Source organism: Amycolatopsis sp. WGS_07 (assembly GCF_045278895.1).
GTDB lineage: Bacteria > Actinomycetota > Actinomycetes > Mycobacteriales > Pseudonocardiaceae > Amycolatopsis.
In genome coordinates this window covers 4,263,396-4,282,546 of record NZ_CP136053.1, presented here as the reverse complement: position 1 = coordinate 4,282,546, position 19,151 = coordinate 4,263,396, and the positions used below count along the sequence as shown (strand labels likewise).

20 protein-coding genes are annotated in these 19,151 nt (G+C 69.2%); 15 read left to right on the top strand and 5 right to left on the bottom strand.

Going from position 1 to position 19,151, the window contains the following annotated elements; genetic code table 11:
* Window positions 1-33 precede the first annotated feature (33 nt).
* Genes RPX00_RS20485 through RPX00_RS20460 form a run of 6 tightly spaced genes read left to right on the top strand, consistent with a single transcriptional unit; the run spans window position 34 to window position 4,752 of the window.
* Window positions 34-825, top strand: coding sequence for an MBL fold metallo-hydrolase (locus tag RPX00_RS20485; protein WP_406641505.1), 792 nt, complete (start codon window positions 34-36; stop codon window positions 823-825).
* The gene (locus tag RPX00_RS20480) at window positions 822-1,409 is read left to right on the top strand and encodes a DedA family protein (protein WP_406641502.1); all 588 of its coding nucleotides are present in this window, start codon (window positions 822-824) and stop codon (window positions 1,407-1,409) included. The genes RPX00_RS20485 and RPX00_RS20480 overlap by 4 nt, the downstream gene beginning before the upstream one ends.
* A complete protein-coding gene (locus RPX00_RS20475; protein WP_406641500.1) occupies window positions 1,406-3,526 on the top strand; it encodes a phage holin family protein in 2,121 nt (706 codons plus the stop codon). The genes RPX00_RS20480 and RPX00_RS20475 overlap by 4 nt, the downstream gene beginning before the upstream one ends.
* On the top strand, window positions 3,523-3,762 hold the full coding sequence (locus tag RPX00_RS20470; protein ID WP_378310851.1) for a glutaredoxin family protein: 240 nt from the start codon (window positions 3,523-3,525) through the stop codon (window positions 3,760-3,762). Before RPX00_RS20475 ends, RPX00_RS20470 begins: the two co-directional genes overlap by 4 nt.
* The gene (locus RPX00_RS20465) at window positions 3,759-3,989 is read left to right on the top strand and encodes a ferrous iron transport protein A (protein ID WP_406641497.1); all 231 of its coding nucleotides are present in this window, start codon (window positions 3,759-3,761) and stop codon (window positions 3,987-3,989) included. The genes RPX00_RS20470 and RPX00_RS20465 overlap by 4 nt, the downstream gene beginning before the upstream one ends.
* A gap of 10 nt (window positions 3,990-3,999) precedes the next feature.
* Entirely contained in the window at window positions 4,000-4,752 is a 753-nt protein-coding gene (locus RPX00_RS20460) for a methyltransferase domain-containing protein (RefSeq protein WP_406641494.1), read from the top strand.
* Here RPX00_RS20460 and RPX00_RS20455 read toward each other — a convergent pair.
* The 4 genes from RPX00_RS20455 to RPX00_RS20440 all read right to left on the bottom strand — a co-directional run bounded on the left by RPX00_RS20455 (window position 4,718) and on the right by RPX00_RS20440 (window position 7,764).
* Window positions 4,718-5,515 carry a TetR/AcrR family transcriptional regulator gene (locus RPX00_RS20455; RefSeq protein WP_406641493.1) on the bottom strand — a complete coding sequence of 266 codons (798 nt, stop codon included), beginning with the start codon at window positions 5,513-5,515 and terminating at the stop codon, window positions 4,718-4,720. The two genes, RPX00_RS20460 and RPX00_RS20455, sit on opposite strands and share 35 nt — an antisense overlap.
* Before the next feature lie 49 nt (window positions 5,516-5,564).
* Window positions 5,565-5,759: a ferredoxin gene (locus tag RPX00_RS20450; protein ID WP_406641491.1), complete on the bottom strand. Its 195-nt coding sequence runs from the start codon at window positions 5,757-5,759 to the stop codon at window positions 5,565-5,567.
* 13 nt (window positions 5,760-5,772) lie between these two features.
* Complete coding sequence (locus tag RPX00_RS20445; protein ID WP_406641489.1) at window positions 5,773-6,993, bottom strand: cytochrome P450; 1,221 nt, start codon at window positions 6,991-6,993, stop codon at window positions 5,773-5,775.
* Window positions 6,994-7,146: 153 nt separating this feature from the next.
* The gene (locus tag RPX00_RS20440; RefSeq protein WP_406641488.1) at window positions 7,147-7,764 is read right to left on the bottom strand and encodes a TetR/AcrR family transcriptional regulator; all 618 of its coding nucleotides are present in this window, start codon (window positions 7,762-7,764) and stop codon (window positions 7,147-7,149) included.
* Window positions 7,765-7,889: 125 nt separating this feature from the next.
* On the opposite strand from RPX00_RS20440, the gene RPX00_RS20435 reads away from it, so the two are divergent.
* The 4 genes from RPX00_RS20435 (at window position 7,890) to RPX00_RS20420 (ending at window position 10,802) form a co-directional block, all read left to right on the top strand.
* Entirely contained in the window at window positions 7,890-8,489 is a 600-nt protein-coding gene (locus tag RPX00_RS20435) for a YbaB/EbfC family nucleoid-associated protein (protein ID WP_406641486.1), read from the top strand.
* Between the two features lie 146 nt (window positions 8,490-8,635).
* Window positions 8,636-9,196, top strand: coding sequence for a snapalysin family zinc-dependent metalloprotease (locus RPX00_RS20430; protein ID WP_406641485.1), 561 nt, complete (start codon window positions 8,636-8,638; stop codon window positions 9,194-9,196).
* Window positions 9,197-9,377: 181 nt separating this feature from the next.
* A complete protein-coding gene (locus tag RPX00_RS20425) occupies window positions 9,378-10,061 on the top strand; it encodes an alpha/beta fold hydrolase (protein WP_406641483.1) in 684 nt (227 codons plus the stop codon).
* A 144-nt stretch (window positions 10,062-10,205) separates the two neighbouring features.
* Window positions 10,206-10,802, top strand: a complete 597-nt coding sequence (locus RPX00_RS20420; protein WP_406641481.1) for a LysE family transporter — start codon at window positions 10,206-10,208, stop codon at window positions 10,800-10,802.
* Here the strand turns inward: RPX00_RS20420 and RPX00_RS20415 are convergent.
* Complete coding sequence (locus tag RPX00_RS20415; RefSeq protein WP_406641479.1) at window positions 10,799-11,803, bottom strand: LacI family DNA-binding transcriptional regulator; 1,005 nt, start codon at window positions 11,801-11,803, stop codon at window positions 10,799-10,801. The genes RPX00_RS20420 and RPX00_RS20415 overlap by 4 nt on opposite strands.
* A 203-nt stretch (window positions 11,804-12,006) precedes the next feature.
* Here RPX00_RS20415 and RPX00_RS20410 point away from each other — a divergent pair, with 203 nt between their 5' ends.
* The 5 genes from RPX00_RS20410 to RPX00_RS20390 are packed head-to-tail and all read left to right on the top strand — an operon-like array spanning window position 12,007 to window position 19,102.
* The gene (locus RPX00_RS20410) at window positions 12,007-13,083 is read left to right on the top strand and encodes an ABC transporter substrate-binding protein (protein ID WP_370940037.1); all 1,077 of its coding nucleotides are present in this window, start codon (window positions 12,007-12,009) and stop codon (window positions 13,081-13,083) included.
* Window positions 13,083-14,660, top strand: coding sequence for a sugar ABC transporter ATP-binding protein (locus RPX00_RS20405; RefSeq protein WP_406641477.1), 1,578 nt, complete (start codon window positions 13,083-13,085; stop codon window positions 14,658-14,660). Before RPX00_RS20410 ends, RPX00_RS20405 begins: the two co-directional genes overlap by 1 nt.
* Window positions 14,632-15,591 (top strand): ABC transporter permease, encoded by a 960-nt coding sequence (locus tag RPX00_RS20400; protein WP_378303190.1) that lies wholly within the window; start codon window positions 14,632-14,634, stop codon window positions 15,589-15,591. The genes RPX00_RS20405 and RPX00_RS20400 overlap by 29 nt, the downstream gene beginning before the upstream one ends.
* Entirely contained in the window at window positions 15,588-16,571 is a 984-nt protein-coding gene (locus RPX00_RS20395; RefSeq protein WP_406641476.1) for an ABC transporter permease, read from the top strand. The genes RPX00_RS20400 and RPX00_RS20395 overlap by 4 nt, the downstream gene beginning before the upstream one ends.
* Window positions 16,572-16,612: 41 nt before the next feature.
* Complete coding sequence (locus RPX00_RS20390) at window positions 16,613-19,102, top strand: LamG-like jellyroll fold domain-containing protein (RefSeq protein WP_406641474.1); 2,490 nt, start codon at window positions 16,613-16,615, stop codon at window positions 19,100-19,102.
* Window positions 19,103-19,151: the final 49 nt, after the last annotated feature.

Genomic DNA, 19,151 nt, shown 5'->3' with positions numbered 1-19,151 from the left:
CATCCCCCGCCACATCCGGCAATACTCGAACCCGTGACCAGCCTGAACCTCCACTTCCTAGGCCACGCGTCAACCCGCGTGGAACTAGCCGGCCAGGTCGCCCTCACCGACCCAGTCCTCACCCGCTGGGTAGGCCCCCTAACCCGGGTAGTCCCCAAGCCAGACATCTCCGCCTGGTCAGCGGTGGACATCGTCCTCATCTCCCACCTCCACGGCGACCACCTCCACCTCCCCTCCCTCAAACTCCTCGGCCGCCACACCAGAATCGTCGTCCCGCGAGGCGCAGGCTCCTGGCTGACCAGCCACGGCTTCACCGCCGTAGAAGAAATCTCCCCCGGGGAATCCGTCACCGCAGGCGACCTCACCATCACCGCCACCGAGGCCGTCCACTCCGGGCACCGCTGGGGCCCCCGCCTCACCCACGGCCCGCAAAGCCCCGCCCTCGGCCACCTCCTCGAGGGAGACGGCACCCGCGTCTACTCGGCGGGCGACACCGACCTCTTCCCCGGCATGGCCGACCTGGGCCCGGTAGACGTAGCGCTGCTCCCGGTCTGGGGCTGGGGCCCGAACCTCGGCCCAGGCCACCTCACCCCGGAACGAGCCGCCGAAGCCGCCGCTCTGCTGCAGGCCCGCACCGCGGTCCCGGTCCACTGGGGCACCCTCGCCGTCCCCGGCGTCCACCGCACAGCGCGCATGCGCCGGCTCCTCGTGGAACCGCCGCGCACCTTCGCGCACCACGTCCGCTGCAACGGCCTGGACACCAAGGTCCTGCACACCCGCCCCGGCACCGACGTCCTGCTCCCCACTCGCGAGGAGCGCGGGTGAACTGGACCGACCCGTCAGCGATCGGCTACCCGGCGCTGTTCGGCGGAGTGCTGCTCGGCTCCGTCATCCCGATCGTCCCGACCGGCGCGGTCGTCGGGGCGGCCGCGGCAGTCGCGATGACCACCGACCACCTCTCCCTTCCGCTGGTCATCCTGCTGGCGGTGGCCGGTGCCTACCTGGGCGACGTGATCACCTTCGCCGTCCCGAGATTCGGCAGCGAACCGCTCCTGCGCTTCGTGGAACGACGCCAGCAGGCCGAACGCCTCGCGAAAGGCCGCGAGCAGTTCGCGCGGCGCGGCTGGCAGCTCGTGGTGATCGGCCGCCTCGTACCCGCTGGCCGCATCCCAGTGCTGCTGGCCGCGGGCACTCTCGGCTACCCGTGGCGCAAGTTCCTGCCGTCCGGGCTCCTGGCCTGCGTGCTGTGGGCGGTGGCGTACTCGCTGCTGGGCATCCTCAGCGGCGGCATCTTCGACTCGCCGCTCATCGCGACGCTGCTCGCCACCGTCCTGGTGCTGCTGGTGACGGTGCTGACCACGCTGATCTCCAAACGACGAGCAGCCCATCAGACGGGAGGACACCGATGACCGCACCTGCTCCGGCAAAGGGCCGGTTGTTGCGCGGCGGCCGGGTCGTCGCGCGGGTCCTGCTGGTCTGGGTGGCGGTCACCGGCGCGTTGCGGCTGCTCGACGCGTGGCTCGACGGGTTCACGATGCAGTCGTGGTGGCAGCCGACGGTGTGCGCGCTGATCCTCGGGCTGCTCGTCTCTGTGGTGTGGCCGCTCGTGGTGCGCGTCGCGTGGCCGATCGCGTACTTCACGCTCGGCGTCGGCACGTACATCCTGCTCAGCGCCGCCGCGCTCGCGATCCTGCAGGCCGTGCCCGGCGTCGAGCTGCACGGCTTCTCGACGGCGGTCGTCATCACCGTCGCGATGTCCGCCGTGGGCGCGGTGATCTCCAGCGTGCTGGCGGTCGACGAGGACGAGATCTTCTTCCGCCGCGCCGCTCGCCGCCGGCGAAAAGCGAAGCACCGCACCGATTTCGCCGATCAACCGCCCGGGGTCGTCTTCCTGCAGATCGACGGGCTCGGTTACGACACCGTCCGCCGCGCGGTGCGGGACGGCGACATGCCGACCTTCGCCGCGTGGCTGTCCGAGGGCACGCATTCGCTCACCCGCTGGCACACCGACTGGAGTTCGCAGACCGGCGCGAGCGTCTGCGGGATCCTGCACGGCTCCAACCACGACATCCTCGGTTTCCGTTGGTACGAAAAGGATCGCGACCACGTCATGGCGTGCGCGCATCCGTCCGACGCGGCCGAGATCGAGCGGCGGCACAGCGACGGCAAGGGCCTGCTGTCGATCGGCGGCGCGAGCCACGGCAACCTCTTCTCCGGCGACGCCCCGCACGTCAGCCTCACCATGAGTTCGGTGCCGGTCCTCACGCCGCGCAAACGTCGCCGGGATCGGGTCGGCGCGGGGTATCGCGCCTACTTCGCCAACCCGGTCAACGTGTTGCGGACCTTCGGCGTCGCGCTCGCCGACGTGGTCCGGGAGCTGTCCGCGGCGGCTAAGCAGCGACGCGCCGGGGTGCTGCCGCGGATCCCGCGCGGCGGGGTCTACCCGCTCGCCCGGCCGGGCACGACGGTGATCGCCCGCGACGTCGTGGTGTCCGCGATCATCGGCGACATGCTCGCCGGACGGCCCGTGGTGTACGCCGATTTCCTCGGCTACGACGAGGTCGCGCACCACTCCGGCATCGAGCGGTTCGACACGCTGGAGGTGCTGCGGTCGATCGACCAGCAGTTCGCGCGGCTGCTGCGCGCCGGACGGCTCGCGCCGCGGAAGTACCACATCGTCGGCCTGTCGGATCACGGGCAGACGCAGGGCCAGGCGTTCGTCGACCGGTTCGGCGAAACCATCGAAGCGCTGGTCGGACGGCTTTGCGGCGGCGCACCCGTTGCCGAGCACGGAAAGCGCCGGCAGGCGGAAAGCTGGCAGGTCAACGCGGCACTCGCTGAGGCGACCGCGACCGGTGGCCTGATCGCCCGCAGGCTGCGGGCCCGGGTCGAAGGCGCGGAAGGAGCCGAGAACCGCCCGCGAACCGCGACCGGCTCGCCCGGGCAGGTCACCCGCGTCGCACCCGGCGTCGTTGCCGTCGTTTCCGGACATCTGGCGATGGTGTCGTTCACCGAGCACGAGGGCCGGGTCGAACTGGAGACCATTGAACGCGAGTACCCGGACCTCCTGCCGACTCTGGTCGACCACGACGGCGTCGGATTCCTGCTGGTCCGCAGCCGCGAATTCGGTCCCGTCGTGCTCGGTCGCGACGGGTTGAAGCGGCTGGCCACCGGCGTCGTGATCGGCGAAGACCCGCTGGCCGGCTACGGTCCGTACGCCGCCGAGCTGGTCCAGCGCGTCGACAGTTTCCCGCATTGCGCGGACATCATGATCAACAGCCGGTACGACGCGGACTCCGACCAGTCCTCGCCGTTTGAACGGCACGTCGGCTCGCACGGCGGGCTCGGCGGACCGCAGCAGCGCGGCTTCCTGCTGCATCCGCGAGAATTCCCGGCACCCGGCGAACCCGTCGGCGCGGAAGCCGTGCACCGCGTGTTCCGCGACTGGCTCACCTTCCTCGGCCACCCGGAACCCGGTGCGGCCGAAGGCAAATCCGCTGTCGTCCCCTCGGAGGTAGTGTCATGAGCAACCCGATCGTCTACGGCGCGAGCTGGTGCCCGGACGTCAAACGCAGCCGCGCGCTCCTGGACGCGAAGGGCGTCGAGTACGACTACGTGGACGTCGAGGCCGACGCTGCCGCCGAAGCCCGCGTACGCGAACTGCAGGACGGCGCCCGCCGCATCCCGACCATCGTCTTCGCGGACGGCAGCCACCTCGTGGAACCGAGCGACGACGAGCTGAACGCACACCTGTCCCGGTGACTCCGCTGACGGAACTCCCGCTGGGCACACGGGTCGTCGTGCGGTACCGGATCGAGGGCGGGTTCACCGACGCCCTCGGTCCGCTTCGCGCCCGGGACGCCGAGACCTGCACCGTCGAGACCAAACGCGGACTGGTCGTCGTCCCGCTGGCCGCGGTGGTCGCCGCCAAACCCGTGCCGCCGGCGCCGCAGCGAAAATCGAGTGGCCCGCCCGCGCCGAATTTGTGACGATCACCGGATGCGTACCTTCGACGAACTGGTGGACGAGGCCGCGTCGGTATCGGTGGCCGGCTGGGACTTCTCCTGGCTGGACGGACGGGCCAGCGAACAGCGGCCGTCCTGGGGGTATCAGCGGCTGCTCGGCGAACGGCTGCGTAACGTCCGGTCCGTTGTGGACATTCAGACCGGCGGCGGCGAGGTGCTGGCGGGCGTGCCGGTGCTGCCGCCGCTGACGGTCGCCACCGAATCGTGGCCGCCGAATCTCGAAAAGGCCGCCGCGCTGCTCGAACCACGAGGTGCGACGGTCGTCGCGGACACCGACGAACCGCCGCTTCCGTTCCAGGACAACACGTTCGAGATGGTTGTCAGCAGGCATCCGGTGACTGTCTGGTGGGACGAGATCGCCCGTGTCCTCAAGCCGGGCGGGAGCTATCTGTCGCAGCAGGTCGGGCCGTGGAGTGTGTTCGAGCTGGTCGAGTACTTCCTTGGGCCGCAGCCGGAGGAGGTGCGCAACGGACGGCATCCGGACCACGCGAAGGCCGCAGCGGAGAAGGCCGGGCTCGAAGTAGTAGACCTGCGTTTCGAGGAGCTGCGTACTGAGTTCCACGACATCGGCGCGGTGATTTACTTCCTGCGCAAGGTGGTCTGGATGGTGCCAGGGTTCACTGTGGACGAATACCTGCCCCGGCTGCGCGAGCTGCACGAGGAACTGCAGGACGGGCCGTTCGTGGCGACGACTACGCGGTACCTGATCGAGGCGCGGAAGCGATAGCCGCCTCGATCCCGTCGGCCAGCACCGCCACCCCCGCGTCAAAGCTCAACCGCGCTTCATGCTCCAAATAGGACACACCCGCGGGTGGCGGTGCGCTCTCCTCGCCCAGCCGCGCGACATTCGGGTACCGCTTCGCCAGATCCGGGGCCAGCTCGCCGAGCGCCGACGTCCGCGCGCGCCACCAGTCCTCATCGGACAGTCCGGTTTCCTTCAGCGCCTGCCGAGATTCGGCGGCGATCTGCACCGCGCCGCGCACCACGTTGAGCAGCGCGCCCACCAACCGCCGTACCTGACCGGCGGGCAGCCCGGTCGCGAACAGCACTCGCAGCAGCGTTTCCTGCATCCGGAACTCCCCCGGACCCAGCACCGGCCGCGCGTAGGACACCTGCAACAGCCACGGGTGCCGCAGATGGAAGTCCCACAGGTCGCCGGCCAGCTCGGCCAAAGCGGGACGCCAGCCGCCGGACAGATCGTGGTCGTCGCGCAGATCGCCGAACACCTGGTCGCACATCAGGTCGATCAGCTCGGTTTTGCTCGGCACGTACGTGTACAGCGCCATCGCCGTGCGCCCGAGCCGCTCCCCGACCGCGCGCATCGACAGCGCGGACATGCCTTCGGCGTCCGCGAGTTCGATCGCCGCGCCCACGATGAGATCCACGCTCAGCGCGGGTTTCGGCCCCGGCGCGCTGCGCGGTTCCGTGCCCGCGCGCCACAGCAGCTCCATCGAACGGCGGGCGTCGCCCTGCCCCGCGAACACGACCACCGGCGACCCCTTTCCCCTTACAGGATAAAGGACCGCCGGGGCCGCCGGCTCAGCCGTCCACCTCGATGGCGAGCGCCGGGCAGAGCTGCGCCGCGTCCTTCACCTGCGCGTGCAGTTCCGCGGGCGGGTCCTCCTGCAGCAGCACGACGATCCCGTCCTCGTCGCGCTGATCGAACACCTCGGGCGCGACGAGCACGCACTGCCCGGCCCCGACGCAACGGGACTGGTCGACGACCACCTTCATCTCGCGACTCCTTTCACCAGGTCACGGGGAGTTCGTGCACCCCGTAGACGACCATGTCGTGCTTGAACTTCAGCTCGTCCACCGGCGCGGCCAGCCGCAGCGTCGGAATCCGCCGGTAGAGCGTCCGGTACACCACCTGCAGTTCGACCCGTGCGAGCGGCTGACCGAGGCATTGGTGCACGCCGTAGCCGAACGCGACGTGGTGGCGCGCCTTGCGGGTGACGTCGAGCTTGTCCGCCTCGGGGAACTGCGTCTCGTCGCGGTTGGCGACGTCCGTGGCCGCGATCAAGCCCTCGCCCGCGCGCACCGTCTGCCCGCCGATCTCCACGTCTTCGAGCGCGACACGGCGGCGTCCGGAGTGGACGATCGTCAGGTAGCGCAGCAGCTCTTCGACCGCGTTGGCCAGCAACGCGTCGTCGCCGTCGCGGACCGCGGCGAGCTGGTCCGGGTTCTCCAGCAACGCGACCGTGCCGAGCGCGATCATGTTCGCCGTCGTCTCGTGCCCGGCGACCAGCAGCAGCTGCCCCATCGCGGCGGCTTCCTCGACCGTCATCGCGCCGGTGGCGACCTGTCCGGTCGCGAGCCGGCTGAACACGTCGTCGGCGGGATCGTCGATCTTCTTCTCCACCAGCCGCGCGAGATAGTCGAGCAGTTCCTCGGTGGCGGCGAGCGTCTCCTCGACGGTCGCCTCCCGCGAGACCAGGATTTTGCTGCAGCGATGGAAAAAGTCGCGGTCGGCGTACGGCACGCCGAGCAGTTCGCAGATCACCAGCGACGGCACCGGCAGCGCGAACGCCTGCACGAGGTCGGCGGGTTTCGGACCGGCCAGCATCTCGTCGAGCAGCTCGTCGACGATCTGCTGGATCCGCGGCCGCATCCGCTGGACCTTCTTCACCATGAAATCGCCGGTCAACAGCCGCCGCTGGGCCGCGTGCTCCGGGTCGTCCATGCCGATGAACGACCTGAACCGGGTGCGCCGCGCCTTGACCCCGGGCGTCTGCGCCGGATAGCCGTCTCGCTCGGGATCGGCGCTCACGCGCGGGTCGGTGAGCAGCGCGCGGACGTCTTCGTAACGGGTGAACAGCCACGGTTCGCTGCCGTCCCAGATCCGCACGCGCGACACCGGCTCCTCGCGCAGCTTGCGGCCGAGTTCGGGCGGCGGATCGAACGGGCAGCGCCCGCGGGTCATCGGGAACTGGGTCGGCCCCGGTTCTGCGGTCTGAGCCTCCGGCATCACAGCCTCCTGGCGGACAAGTCACCAAACGATCGTTCGGATACTTACCGAACACATGTTAGGCGTTTTGGTGAACGATTGCCCAGACCTGAGTCCAAAGATCACCAGGATGGCCGTGGACGATCATGGCAAACGGAAGAAAACGCCCGTGGCTCAGGCGAAAATGAGCGACAGCAGCTCGTCGGCGAAGCTCACCACGATGTCCTCGCCCGGCCTCCTGCCGGACGAATGGAACAGCGCGACGCGGCCGTGCGCGCCGACGAACGCGATCACCCCGGCGCGGTCGGCGGGCACCCGGAGCGCGGCGCCGGACTCGGCGCAGCGGGCGAACGCGGCGGTGATCAGGTCGATGAGATCGATCATCGGACCGTGCGGCCGGACCCCGGGGGCGGTGCGGCTGGCCCCGTTCGCGGTCATCAGCCGGTAGTGGCCGGGGTTGTCCATCGCGAAGCGGCAGTACGCGTGCAGCAGCGCGCGCACCCGGGCAGGCGCGTCGCCGGCGGGCACCCGGGATTCGGCCGCCTCCATCGCGGCGCGCAGCCGGCCGAACTCGTGCTCGGCCAGCCCGGTGACGAGCGCGGCGCGGTCGCTGAAGTGCTGGTAGATGCTGGCCGGGGCGATGCCGACGGCGCGCGCGACGCCGCGGATGGTGAGCGCGTCCTCGCCGTCGAGTTCCGACAGGAGCCTGCTGGCCGCGGCGAGGATTTCCCCGCGCAGCCGTTCGCCCTCGCCCCAGCGGTTGCGCGTGCGGGCCTGGACTTCTTCGGACACCTGCCCATTGTTACCGCTCGCGCTGCCCTCGGCCGCTCCGGCCCGCCGCTGATGGCGATCATTTCGTAGCCCGTGCGCCATCCGAGGTTCACCGGCTGGGCGGCGGCGGTCGATAGCGTTCGCCGGTGGACGATCAGGGGTGGCTGGACGACTTCCAGCGGCGGATTGACGAGATGCGGGCGAAAAGCGCTGCGCTGCAGGAAACACTGAGCACCGCGGAGGGCCGGGCCAAATCCGGCGACGGGCTGGTGTCGGTCTCGGTGACGCCGAACGGAGCGCTCAAGAACCTCGAGATCGACGATCGCGCCCTGCGGCACGGCGGTGCCCGGCTCACCGCCTCGATCATGGACGCTTACGGGAAAGCGCAGCGCCAGGTGTCGCGCGACGTCATCGACGCGTTCGAGCCGATCGCGGGCGACAGCGAGATGATGAACGTGGTCAAGTCGTACCTGCCGGAACCCGAGGAAGAGCAGGAGCCAGAACCCCCGGCCGAGCCCGCCCGCTACTCCGGACCTCCGCCGGGCACCGCCACTCCGCCGGGCAGCGCGCCGTACGGCCGCCCGATGCCCCCGCCGAGCGGCGCGACCCACAGCCGTCCGCCGATGCCGCCTCCCGGCACCACCCCGCCGCCGCCCCCGGCCGCGCCCGAACCGCCGCGCCCGACGTCCGGCCCGCACCGCCGCCGCGCGGCCGGCGAGGACGACGACGAGATGCAGCCGTGGTGACCGGGTTGTCAACCCTCCGTTAGTGCTGGGAAATCACCAGTTGCCAGACCGTACGAATGGGGGGTCACAATCCGGGAGCTTCTGCCTACTTTGGGTTGAGCGCGCGCAAACCCGGCAAAACTCCCCCATCCCCCAGGAGCTTTCTTATGTCCAGGAAGTTCATGCTGTCCGGCGCGGCCGCGCTCGCCCTGGCGGCCGCCCCGCTCACCGGTGCCGTAGCGGTCGCCGCTCCGGCCCCCTCCGCGGTCGCGGCAGCCACGGTCTACTACTCGACGTCGGGCGCGCCGTCGTTCCGGGCCGCGATCAACGCGGGCGCGGCGAACTGGAACCGCGCGGTGACCAACGTGAAGCTGGTCGAGCGCTCGTCCGGGGCCACGCTGCGCTACACCGAGGGCAACGACCCGCGCGGCTCGTACGCGCAGACCGACGGGCACGGCCACGGCACCATCTTCATCGACTACAGCCAGGCCCGGCAGTACGACCAGACCCGGATCACCGCGCACGAGACCGGTCACGTGCTCGGCCTGCCGGACCACTACTCGGGCCCGTGCTCCGAGCTGATGTCGGGCGGCGGCCCCGGCCCGTCCTGCCGCAACGCCAACCCGAACGCCCAGGAAGCCGCCCGGGTGCAGCGGCTGTGGGCCAACGGCCTGAGCGCGGTCTCCGGACCGCAGCAGCGGATCTACGACCACTCGCAGGTCGGCTGAGCCAGCAGTGAGCGAAGCGGCGGCCGGGCGCGTCCCGGCCGCCGCTTCGCTGTCAAGGGGCCGGTGTCGGATAGCGCCGTTCCGGGCCGGGTTGAGGTCGGAATGCCCCGCATCCCGCCGTTTTCGGGAGTGCCCGCACGCCGGCGGTGGTTGGCTTGCCTTCGAGATGAAGGAGGCATCCATGGCGGAAATCGTTCTGGTACACGGAGCTTGGGGCGACGGATCGGTCTGGCTCGACGTGATTCCCGTGCTGCAACGGCACGGCCACCGGGTTCGCGCGGTGCACCTGCCGCTGACCACGCTGGCCGACGACATCGCTGAGGTCCGCCGGGAAGTCGCCAGCTTCGACGGCCCCGTCGTGCTGGTCGGCCATTCCTACGGCGGCACGGTGATTTCCGGTGCGGCTAAGGATAATCCGCAGGTCGCCGCCCTGGCTTACGTCGCGGCGTACGTCCCCGACGAAGGCGAGACCATTCCCTCGCTGAACTCCCAGTTCCCGGACTCCCCCGGCGTTGGCGCGATGGTGTTCCACGAGGATGGCTGGTCCTTCCTCGACCCGAACCTCTTCCCCGAAGCGCTCGCCGCCGACGTACCGCCCGAGCGAGCCGCCGCGCTGGCCGCGGTGCAACGGCGGACGCACTCCGGTTGTTTCGTCGCTCCAAGCGGGCCTGGCGCTTGGCATGATCTGCCGACCGCTTACGCAGTGTCCACAGAGGACCGGATCCTCCATCCGGATCTGCAGCGGTGGCTCGCTGACCGGGCCGGGGCGGAGTGTGTCGAACTGGACGCCAGCCATTACCCGCTGTTCTCGCAGCCTGAAGCGGTGGCTGCAGTGATCGACAAGATCTCGGTCCGCGGCGAGTAACCGGAAATTCGGTTGCCCATTCCCCTTCGGGCAGCCGAGTATTCCGCCCATGACCACCGAACCCGCCCGCCGCCATCCGTACCGCTGCCTCTCCGCGTACGGCAAGCAGCAGACGGCCAAGGAAGGGACGACCCAGGCCGTCCGATGAGCGCCGCGCTCGTCGCGGGGCTCATCGCCGGGTACGGGATCGCCATGCCGGTCGGCGCGATCGGCGTCTACCTCGTCGAACTCACCGCGCGTACGTCGTGGCGGGTCGGGGCGGCCGCGGCGATGGGGGTGGCCACCGCGGACGGCGTCTACGCCGTTCTCGCCACTACCGGCGGCGCCGCGCTGGCCCCGCTGCTCGCCCCGATCACCACTCCCCTGCGCCTGACCTCCGCCGCCGCCCTGTTCGTGCTCGCCGCGTGGACCGCCGTCCGGGCGATCCGGCGCTACCGGTCCGCCGAAACCCCTTTGCTGGCAACGGAACCACACCCACTGCGGGCCTACGCGACCCTGCTCGGCCTCACCCTGCTCAACCCGTCCACCATCATCTACTTCACCGCGCTCGTGCTCGGCGACCGGCCCGCCAACGGCACCGTGTTCGCCGCCGCCGCGTTCGCTGCATCGGCCAGCTGGCAACTGCTGCTGGCGATCGGCGGCGCGTTGCTCGGCCGAGGGCTCACCGGCCCGCGCGGACGGCTCGGCACCGCACTGCTGTCCAGCGCGGTGATCCTCGTGCTGGCGGTGCGGCTGCTCTAAGAACCGACCGTGCTTTCCCTGATCTCCAGCGAAAACGGCGGCTGCACCGAACGCGGCTCGGCACTCTCGGTACCGGCGAGGCGGCGATGGATCAGGTCGATCGCGGCCTCGGCGATCGCCGCCTTGTCCGGCGAGATCGTGGTGAGCGCGGGCAGGCTGAACGCGCTTTCCTCGGTGTTGTCGAAGCCGACGATCGCGATGTCGCCGGGCACGCGAAGCCCGTGCTCGGCGGCCGACCGCAGCGCGCCGACCGCCAGCAGGTCGTTGAAGCAGAACACCGCGTCCGGCGGGTCTTCCTGCGCCAGCAACCGTTTCATCGCCGCCGCCCCCTCGGCGCGGTGATACTTCGCCACCGGCTCCACCAAGGAATCCGCCGACGGCAAACCAGCATCAGCCAGCGCCGCCCGATAGCCAGCGAGCCGCAGCGACGAAGTCCCGCGCTGGGGGTTCGCGCCGATCGCGGCGATCCGGCGGCGGCCGAGCGAAACCAGATGCGACACCGCGGCGTGCGCGGCCCGCACGTTGTCGATCGCCACCCGGTCCAGCGCGACGTCCACCGCGTGCTCGCCGAGCAGCACGAACGGGATTTTCCCTTCCGCGTCCGGGAAATCCGCCGCTTCGAGCGCTTCCGGATGCACCAGCGCGCCGTCGACCAGATGCGGGCCCAGAGAGTCCACAGTGGCCCGTTCCCGGTCGCGGGTCCCTTGCGTCTGCTCGATCAGCACGCTCCACCCCCGGCGCTGCGCGGCGGTGATCACCAGCCCGGCCATCTCGCCGAAGTACGGAATGCTCAGCTCCGGCACCATCAGCGCCAGGAACCCGGTCCGCCCGCGACGCAGGTTGCGCGCGCCGACGTTCGGCCGGTACCCGGTCGCGGCCAGTGCTTCCTCGACGCGCCGCCGGTTCTCGGGCTTCACGAACGCGTAGCCGTTCACCACGTTCGACACGGTTTTCACCGAAACGCCCGCCAGCGTCGCGACGTCCTTCAGGGTCACGGCCACGCTGACTCCTCATCTTGTCGGCCCAGAGCCCATCACGAGCCCGCGAGGCTCCCGGCACCAGCCCCGACGACCACGTAGTGTAGCGACGTTTTGCCTGTTTACAACGTTGTTCCAACGATGTAAAAATAGCCGCAGCTCAGCGTCGTGACGGAGGTCACGCCGTCGAGCGGGTTGCCCCAGTCGTCGGCTGCGAGGAGTCCGCCGTGTCCCCGTCCGTCCCCACCCGCTTCGCTCTGGTCGCCGGCGCCGCCACGGCACTCGTGCTCGCGGGGTGCACCAGCCGCGAGGAAACCCCGGCCGCGCAGAGCAATGGCTCCGGTCCGGCCGCCTCGGCCGCGTCCGCCGCGCCGAGCGCCGACGGCTGCACGATCGACAAGACCGGGTACCCGAAGCTCGACCCGAAGACCGCGATCGTCGGCTTCTCCCAGTCGGAGAAGGAAGCGAACCCGTTCCGCATCGCCGAGACGCAGTCCATCCGCAGCGAGGCGGGCAAGCTCGGCATCCCGGCCGACCACCTGCTCACCACGAACGCGCAGAGTGACCTCAACAAGCAGATCTCGGACATCAAATCGCTGCTCGACCGGGGCGCGCAGCTGCTGATCGTGGCTCCGCTGAACTCCGACGGCCTGCAGCCCGCGCTCGACGCGGCGAAGGCGAAGAAGGTCCCGGTGGTCACCATCGACCGGCAGGTGACGTCGAAGCCGTGCACCGACTACCTCACCTTCATCGGGTCCAACTTCATCGAACAGGGCCAGCGCGCGGCCGCCTCGCTCGCGAAGGCCACCGGCGGCACCGGCAAGGTCGCGATCCTGCTCGGTTCCTCGGGCAACAACGTGACCACCGACCGCACCAAGGGGTTCAAGGACGAACTCGCGAAGACGCCCGGCCTCACCGTGGTCGCCGAGCAGACCGGCGAGTTCGACCGGTCCAAGGGCCAGCAAGTGATGGAACAGCTGATCCAGAGCCATCCCGACCTCACCGCGGTGTACGCGGAGAACGACGAGATGGGCATCGGCGCGGTCAACGCGCTCAAGACCGCGGGCAAGAATCCCGGCAAGGACGTGAAGGTCGTGTCCGTCGACGGCACCCGCAACGCGGTGCAGCTGATCGTGGACGGCAGCTACAACGCGGTGATCGAATCGAACCCGCGCTTCGGGCAGCTGGCGTTCCAGACGCTGCAGCAGTTCGCGGACGGCAAGCCGATCCCGGCGAGCATCGTCATCACCGACGACTCCTACGACGAATCGAACGCGGCCCAGAAGGTCGGGAACGCGTACTGATGACGAGCACGGCCGACGCGTTGGCGGCGACCATGACCGCACCAGTGCTCGAGGTGACCGGGGTGACCAAACGGTTCCCCGGCACCGTGGCCCTCGACGACGTCTCCTTCCGCCTGCGCCGCGGCGAAGTCCACGCGCTGGTCGGGGAAAACGGCGCGGGCAAGTCCACTTTGATCAAGGTCCTCACCGGCGTGTACCGGCCGGATGAGGGGCAAGTGCGCCACCTCGGCGAGCCGGTCGAGTTCCGCAGGCCGATCGACGCGCAGCGCGCCGGGATCTCCACCATCTACCAGGAGGTCAACCTCGTTCCGCTGATGAGCGTGGCGAGCAACGTCTTCCTCGGCCGGGAACCGCGCACCCGCACCGGATTGGTGGACTGGTCCGCGATGAACGAGCAGGCGCGCGAACTGCTCAGCGGCTACGGGATCGACACCGACGTGCGGCGTCCGCTGCACACGCTCGCGGTCGGCGCGCAGCAGATGGTCGCGCTGGCCCGTGCGGTGTCCACAAAGGCCGGTGTGGTCGTGATGGACGAGCCGACGTCGTCGCTCGAACCGCGCGAAGTGGACACTTTGTTCGAGGTGCTGGCCCGGCTGCACGCCGAGGACATCTCGGTGCTGTATGTGAGCCACCGGATGGACGAGCTGTACCGAGTCTGCGACAGCGTCACGGTGCTGCGCGACGGCCGTGTCGTCCACAGTGGACCGCTGAAGCCGTTGCCGCGCATCGAACTGGTGTCGATGATGCTCGGCCGGGAGATCAAGCAGATCCGCGCCGAGGGTGTCACCGCGTTCGGCGAGGAGCATCACGCCGAGAGAGAACCGTTGCTGCAGGCCGCTCATTTGTCCGGAGGGAACAAGCTGCACGACGTTTCGGTGAGTGTGCGGCCGGGCGAGGTCGTCGGGCTGGCCGGGCTGCTCGGGTCCGGTCGCAGCGAGACCGCGCGGGCGGTGGTCGGCGCGTTCCCGCTCGACGGCGGAACCGTGCTGCTGGCCGGGAAGCCGTTGAAGCGCGGGAAGATCTCCGCCGCGATGCGCGCCGGGATCGCGTTGCTCGCCGAGGACCGTAAGGCCGACGGGATCATTCCGAATCTGTCCGTGCGCGAGAACATCGTGCTCGCCGCCCTGCCGCGACTGTCCACTTTCGGCTTCGTCAGCCGGTCCAAACAGGATCGGGTGGTGAAGACGTTCATGGAACGGTTGCGGATCAAGGCATCCAGCCCGGAGCAGAAGGTGTCCGAGCTGTCCGGCGGAAATCAGCAGAAGGTGCTGCTGGCGCGCTGGCTCGCCACCGGGCCGAAAGTGCTGCTGCTGGACGAGCCCACTCGCGGCATCGATGTCGGGGCCAAGGCCGAGGTGCAGGCGCTCATCGACGAACTGGCCCAGGACGGGCTTGGCGTGCTGCTGATCTCGTCCGAATTGGAGGAGCTTCTCGACGGCGCGGACCGGGTGGTCGTGCTGCGCGACGGCAGCGTCGCCACCGAACTGGCCGGCGACGCGATCACCGAGGACAACGTGCTGGCGGCGATCGCCGCAGGGGGTGACAACGATGTCGACCGCGACACTGACGAGACCTGACCGCGCCCGCGTCACGAGCTGGCTGCAGAACTACGGCGTGTACCTGGCTGTCGTCGTGCTGCTGCTGTTCAACATCGCCTTCACGAAGAACTTCCTCTCCGCCGCGAACTTCCGCACGCAGCTGGTGCAGGCCGCGCCGGTGTGCATCGTCGCGCTCGGCATGGCGCTGGTGATCGGCACCGAGGGCATCGATCTGTCGGTGGGTTCGGTGATGTCGGTCGCCGCCGCGCTCGTCCCGCTGTACCTCGGGGCCGGGCCGCTGATGGTGATCGTGGTCGCGCTGATCGCCGGGGTCGTTTCCGGGCTGTTCAGCGGGTTCCTGGTAGCACAGCTCGGGATTCAGCCGATCATCGCGACACTGGCCTTGCTCGTCGGCGGGCGCGGGTTAGCGCTCGTGATCGCGCACGGACAGCTGGTGCAGCTGCACAACCCGGACTTCCTCGCGCTCGGCACCGGCGACGTGCTCGGAGTTCCGATCATGGTGCTGGTGGCCGCGGTTCTCTCCGTGCTGGCCGGATTGCTGGTGCGGCGCACCACCTTCGGACGGCACCTGGTCGCGGTCGGCGGCAACCGTCCTGCCGCGACACTCGCCGGGCTGCCGGTGAAACGCGTCCTGATCGGCGTGTACGCGATGTCCGGCGCGCTGGCGGCGATCGCCGGGGTGCTGTCCACCGCGCGGCTGGCCGCGAGTGACCCGAACGATCTCGGTCTGCTGATGGAACTTTCCGCGATCACCGCAGTGGTGGTCGGCGGGACTCCGCTCACCGGCGGCCGGGTACGCGTGCTCGGCACGGTGTTCGGCGCGCTGCTCATGCAATTGGTGCACGCCACGCTGATCAAGCACAACCTGCCCGATTCTGCCGCGCAAATGGTGCAGGCCGCCATCATCGTCGTCGCGGTCTACGTCGCCAGGGAACGGAGCACGCGATGATCGCGACCACCGCCGCCCCGCCGTCGGAACGGGGAGCCGCGTTCGCCGCGGTCCTGCAACGCCAAGGCGCGGCCGTCGTGCTGGTGCTCGGCGTCGTTGCCGCGTGGTTCGCCTTCCCCCGCTTCGGCTCCGCGGACAACCTGCGCGACCTCGCGTTGCAAAGTTCTTTCCTGGCAGTGATCGCGCTCGGCATGACGTTCGTGATCATTTCCGGCGGAATCGATCTGTCCGTCGGCTCGGTGTACGCGCTCGGCGGCGTGCTGGCCGCGTACGGGTCCCGATACGGTTTAGTGGTCGCGATCCTGCTGCCACTAGTCGTTTGTGGACTGATCGGCCTGGTCAACGGTCTCCTCATCGCCCGTACGAAAATGGCGCCGTTCATCGTCACGCTCGCCTCGCTGTTGTTCGCTCGCGGACTCCTGCTGGCGTTGACCAACGAGGGCGCGACAACGTACAAAGTGGAGCCAGGATCGGCGTTGCTCTGGCTGGGGCAAGGCAAGATCCTCGGCATCGGCGTGCCGGTGTACCTCGCCTTGGTCCTTTTCGGACTCGGCGGGCTGCTGCTGCGCCGGACCCGGTTCGGGCAGTCGGTGTTCGCGCTCGGCGGTGCGGAACAGTCCGCGCTGCTGATGGGGCTTCCGGTGGCCCGCACCAAAATCACCCTCTACGCGCTCAGCGGCACGCTCGCCGGATTCGCCGGCGTGCTCACCGCGGCATACCTGCAATCGGGCGTCACCGTGCTCGGCGTCGGCACGGAACTGGACGCGATTTCCGTCGTCGTCATCGGCGGAACGCTGCTCACCGGCGGTGCCGGAACCGTCATCGGCACGCTCGTCGGCGTGCTGCTGAAGACGCTGATCCAGAACGTCATCAACCAGGTAGGCACTCTCGATTCCAACTACCAGACGGTGGTCAGCGGCGCGTTCCTGCTGGTCGTCGTCGTGATCCAGCGGCTGCTCGCCCGTTCCCGCCGCGCCTGACCCCTTCACCGGAGATCCACCTGTTGCTAGGAGGTTCGACGATGGTCCGTCCTGTCCGCAGACCCGGTCGTTTGGCCACCGCGGCCGCCGCGCTCGCCGTGGCCGTGTCCGGGTTGTCGAGTGTCCCCGCCGCCGCGGCTGATCCGCCGCAATGGCACCGCCTCACCCCTCCCCTGACCACGCCGTGGACTAATCAGGTCTCGCCGAGCAACGCCCTTCCCGAATACCCGCGGCCGCAGATGACCCGCGACAACTGGCAAAACCTCAACGGCGTCTGGGAATTCTCCGCCGCCAAACCGGGCGATTCCCCGCCGATCAACCGCGGCCTCGGCGAACGAATCCTCGTCCCGTATCCGGTCGAATCCGCGCTGTCCGGAATCATGCGGCACGAAACGTCGATGTGGTACCGGCGGACGTTCCAGGTGCCGAAGAACTGGCACGTGGGCGGCCGGGACCAGCGGCTGATCCTGCACTTCCAGGCGGTCGACTACGACACCACGGTGTGGGTCAACGGCCATCAGGTCGCCCGGCACACCGGCGGTTACGACGCGTTTTCCGCGGACGTCACCAATGCGCTCACCACCGGCAAAGACCAAGAAGTCGTCGTCGGGGTCACCGACCCGAACGACGCGGGCGGGCAACCGCTCGGCAAACAGCGCAAACCCGGCGACGGAATCTTCTACACCCCGTCGTCCGGAATCTGGCAGACCGTCTGGATGGAACCGGTGACCCCGGCCCATATCTCGCGCGTGGACACCACGCCGGACGTCGCCAACGGATCGGTCACCGTCAACGCCGTCGTGGGCGGACCGGTGAACCAGCGGGTGCAAGCGGTCGCCTACGACCACGGCCGCGTCGTCGGCTACGCGTCCGGACCGGCCAACACCCCGTTGAAACTCAAGGTGAACCGCCCGCACCTGTGGACGCCGGACGATCCGTTCCTGTACGACCTGCGCGTCTCACTGTCCTCTGGGGACAGTGTCGGCACGTACTTCGGGCTGCGGTCGGTTTCGATCGGAAAGACCGCGGACGGCAAGCAGCGGATGATGCTCAACGGCAAGTTCGTGATGCAACTCGGCCCGCTGGACCAAGGTTTCTGGCCGGACGGCATCTACACCGCGCCCACCGACGCGGCCCTGAAGTTCGACCTGGAACAGGAAAAGGCGCTCGGGTTCAACATGGTGCGCAAGCACATCAAGGTCGAACCGGACCGCTGGTATTACTACGCGGACAAACTCGGTCTCCTGGTGTGGCAGGACATGCCCGCGATGAAGGACGACGTCGACGCGACGCCCGCCGCGCAGGCGAACTTCGAATCCGAACTGCACCGGATGATCGACCAGCACCGCAGCTTCCCGTCGATCGTCACCTGGGTGCCGTTCAACGAGGGCTGGGGCGACTACGCCGTCGGCCGGATCGCCGACCAGGTCAAGGCCTGGGATCCGACCCGGCTGGTCAACGCCGAATCCGGCGTGAACTGCTGCCGCTCCGAACCGGACAGCGGACGCGGCGATCTCTACGACGACCACACCTACACCGGCCCCGGCACCCCCGTGCCGGACGCGAACCGCGCGGCGGTCGACGGCGAGTACGGCGGCCTGGGCCTGAAGGTCGACGGACACCAATTCGACCCGGCCGGCAGCTTCGCGTACGAAATGGAACCGGACAGCGCGACGCTCACCCGCCGTTACGGCGAACTCCAGCAACGCCTGCTGCTCGCCGGACGGCAATGCGGAGTCTCGGCAGGCGTGTACACGCAGACCACCGACGTCGAAAAGGAGGTCAACGGCTTCTTCACCTACGACCGTCAGGTGAAGAAGATGGACTTCGCCGCTGTCCGGGCCGCGAACCTGTCGGTGATCAAGGGCGTTGACGGCACACCGCAACAAGGCCCGGTGATCCCGCCAGGCACCCCGGGCATCGACGGAATCGCCGCGTACCCGTTCGACGAGAACAGCGGCACCACCGCGGCGGACACCGTGGGCCACCACGACGCGACGCTCGTCGGAGGCGCTTCCTGGACCGCCGGACACAGCGGTTCGGCCCTGGCGGTGAACGGCTCCGGCCAGTACGCCGACACCGGCGCCGCGCTGGCGAAGACGGACCTGAGCTACAGCGTCGCCGCGTGGGTGAAGTTCAACGCGGTCGGCGACGGCTTCCAGACCGTGGTGAGCCAGGACGGTAACGACCACAGCGCGTTCTTCCTGCAGTACTCGGGCGCGGACCACAAGCTGGCGTTCAGCTTCGTCGGCACGCGGGCTCTCGCACCGATCACGCCGGAAGCAGGACGCTGGTACCACCTGGTCGGCGTACGCGACGCCGCTACCGGGCAGCTCGCGCTGTACGTGGACGGTCAGCTCGCCGCGTCGAAGAGCGTCTGTCTCGGCGAAGCGTCCACCGGACACACAGTGATCGGCCGCGGCAAGTACGGCGGCAACCCGGTCGACTTCCTCAACGGAGCGGTCGACCAGGTGCACCTGTACGACCGGGCGCTTTCCGCAGCGGAGGTCGCCAAGCTCTACGCCTCCTGACGGTCCGTGAAGGACTCCTTGAGGGAATCTAATTCCCTCAAGGAGTCCT

Excerpts from the sequence above, each read along its gene's own strand:
- RPX00_RS20475 (WP_406641500.1), top strand. The coding sequence starts at position 1,406 with ATGACCGCACCTGCTCCGGCAAAGGGCCGGTTGTTGCGCGGCGGCCGG.
- RPX00_RS20470 (WP_378310851.1), top strand. The coding sequence starts at position 3,523 with ATGAGCAACCCGATCGTCTACGGCGCGAGCTGGTGCCCGGACGTCAAA.
- RPX00_RS20460 (WP_406641494.1), top strand. The coding sequence starts at position 4,000 with ATGCGTACCTTCGACGAACTGGTGGACGAGGCCGCGTCGGTATCGGTG.
- RPX00_RS20450 (WP_406641491.1), bottom strand. The coding sequence starts at position 5,759 with ATGAAGGTGGTCGTCGACCAGTCCCGTTGCGTCGGGGCCGGGCAGTGC.
- RPX00_RS20445 (WP_406641489.1), bottom strand. The coding sequence starts at position 6,993 with ATGCCGGAGGCTCAGACCGCAGAACCGGGGCCGACCCAGTTCCCGATG.
- RPX00_RS20430 (WP_406641485.1), top strand. The coding sequence starts at position 8,636 with ATGTCCAGGAAGTTCATGCTGTCCGGCGCGGCCGCGCTCGCCCTGGCG.
- RPX00_RS20425 (WP_406641483.1), top strand. The coding sequence starts at position 9,378 with ATGGCGGAAATCGTTCTGGTACACGGAGCTTGGGGCGACGGATCGGTC.
- RPX00_RS20420 (WP_406641481.1), top strand. The coding sequence starts at position 10,206 with ATGAGCGCCGCGCTCGTCGCGGGGCTCATCGCCGGGTACGGGATCGCC.
- RPX00_RS20405 (WP_406641477.1), top strand. The coding sequence starts at position 13,083 with ATGACGAGCACGGCCGACGCGTTGGCGGCGACCATGACCGCACCAGTG.
- RPX00_RS20400 (WP_378303190.1), top strand. The coding sequence starts at position 14,632 with ATGTCGACCGCGACACTGACGAGACCTGACCGCGCCCGCGTCACGAGC.
- RPX00_RS20395 (WP_406641476.1), top strand. The coding sequence starts at position 15,588 with ATGATCGCGACCACCGCCGCCCCGCCGTCGGAACGGGGAGCCGCGTTC.
- RPX00_RS20390 (WP_406641474.1), top strand. The coding sequence starts at position 16,613 with ATGGTCCGTCCTGTCCGCAGACCCGGTCGTTTGGCCACCGCGGCCGCC.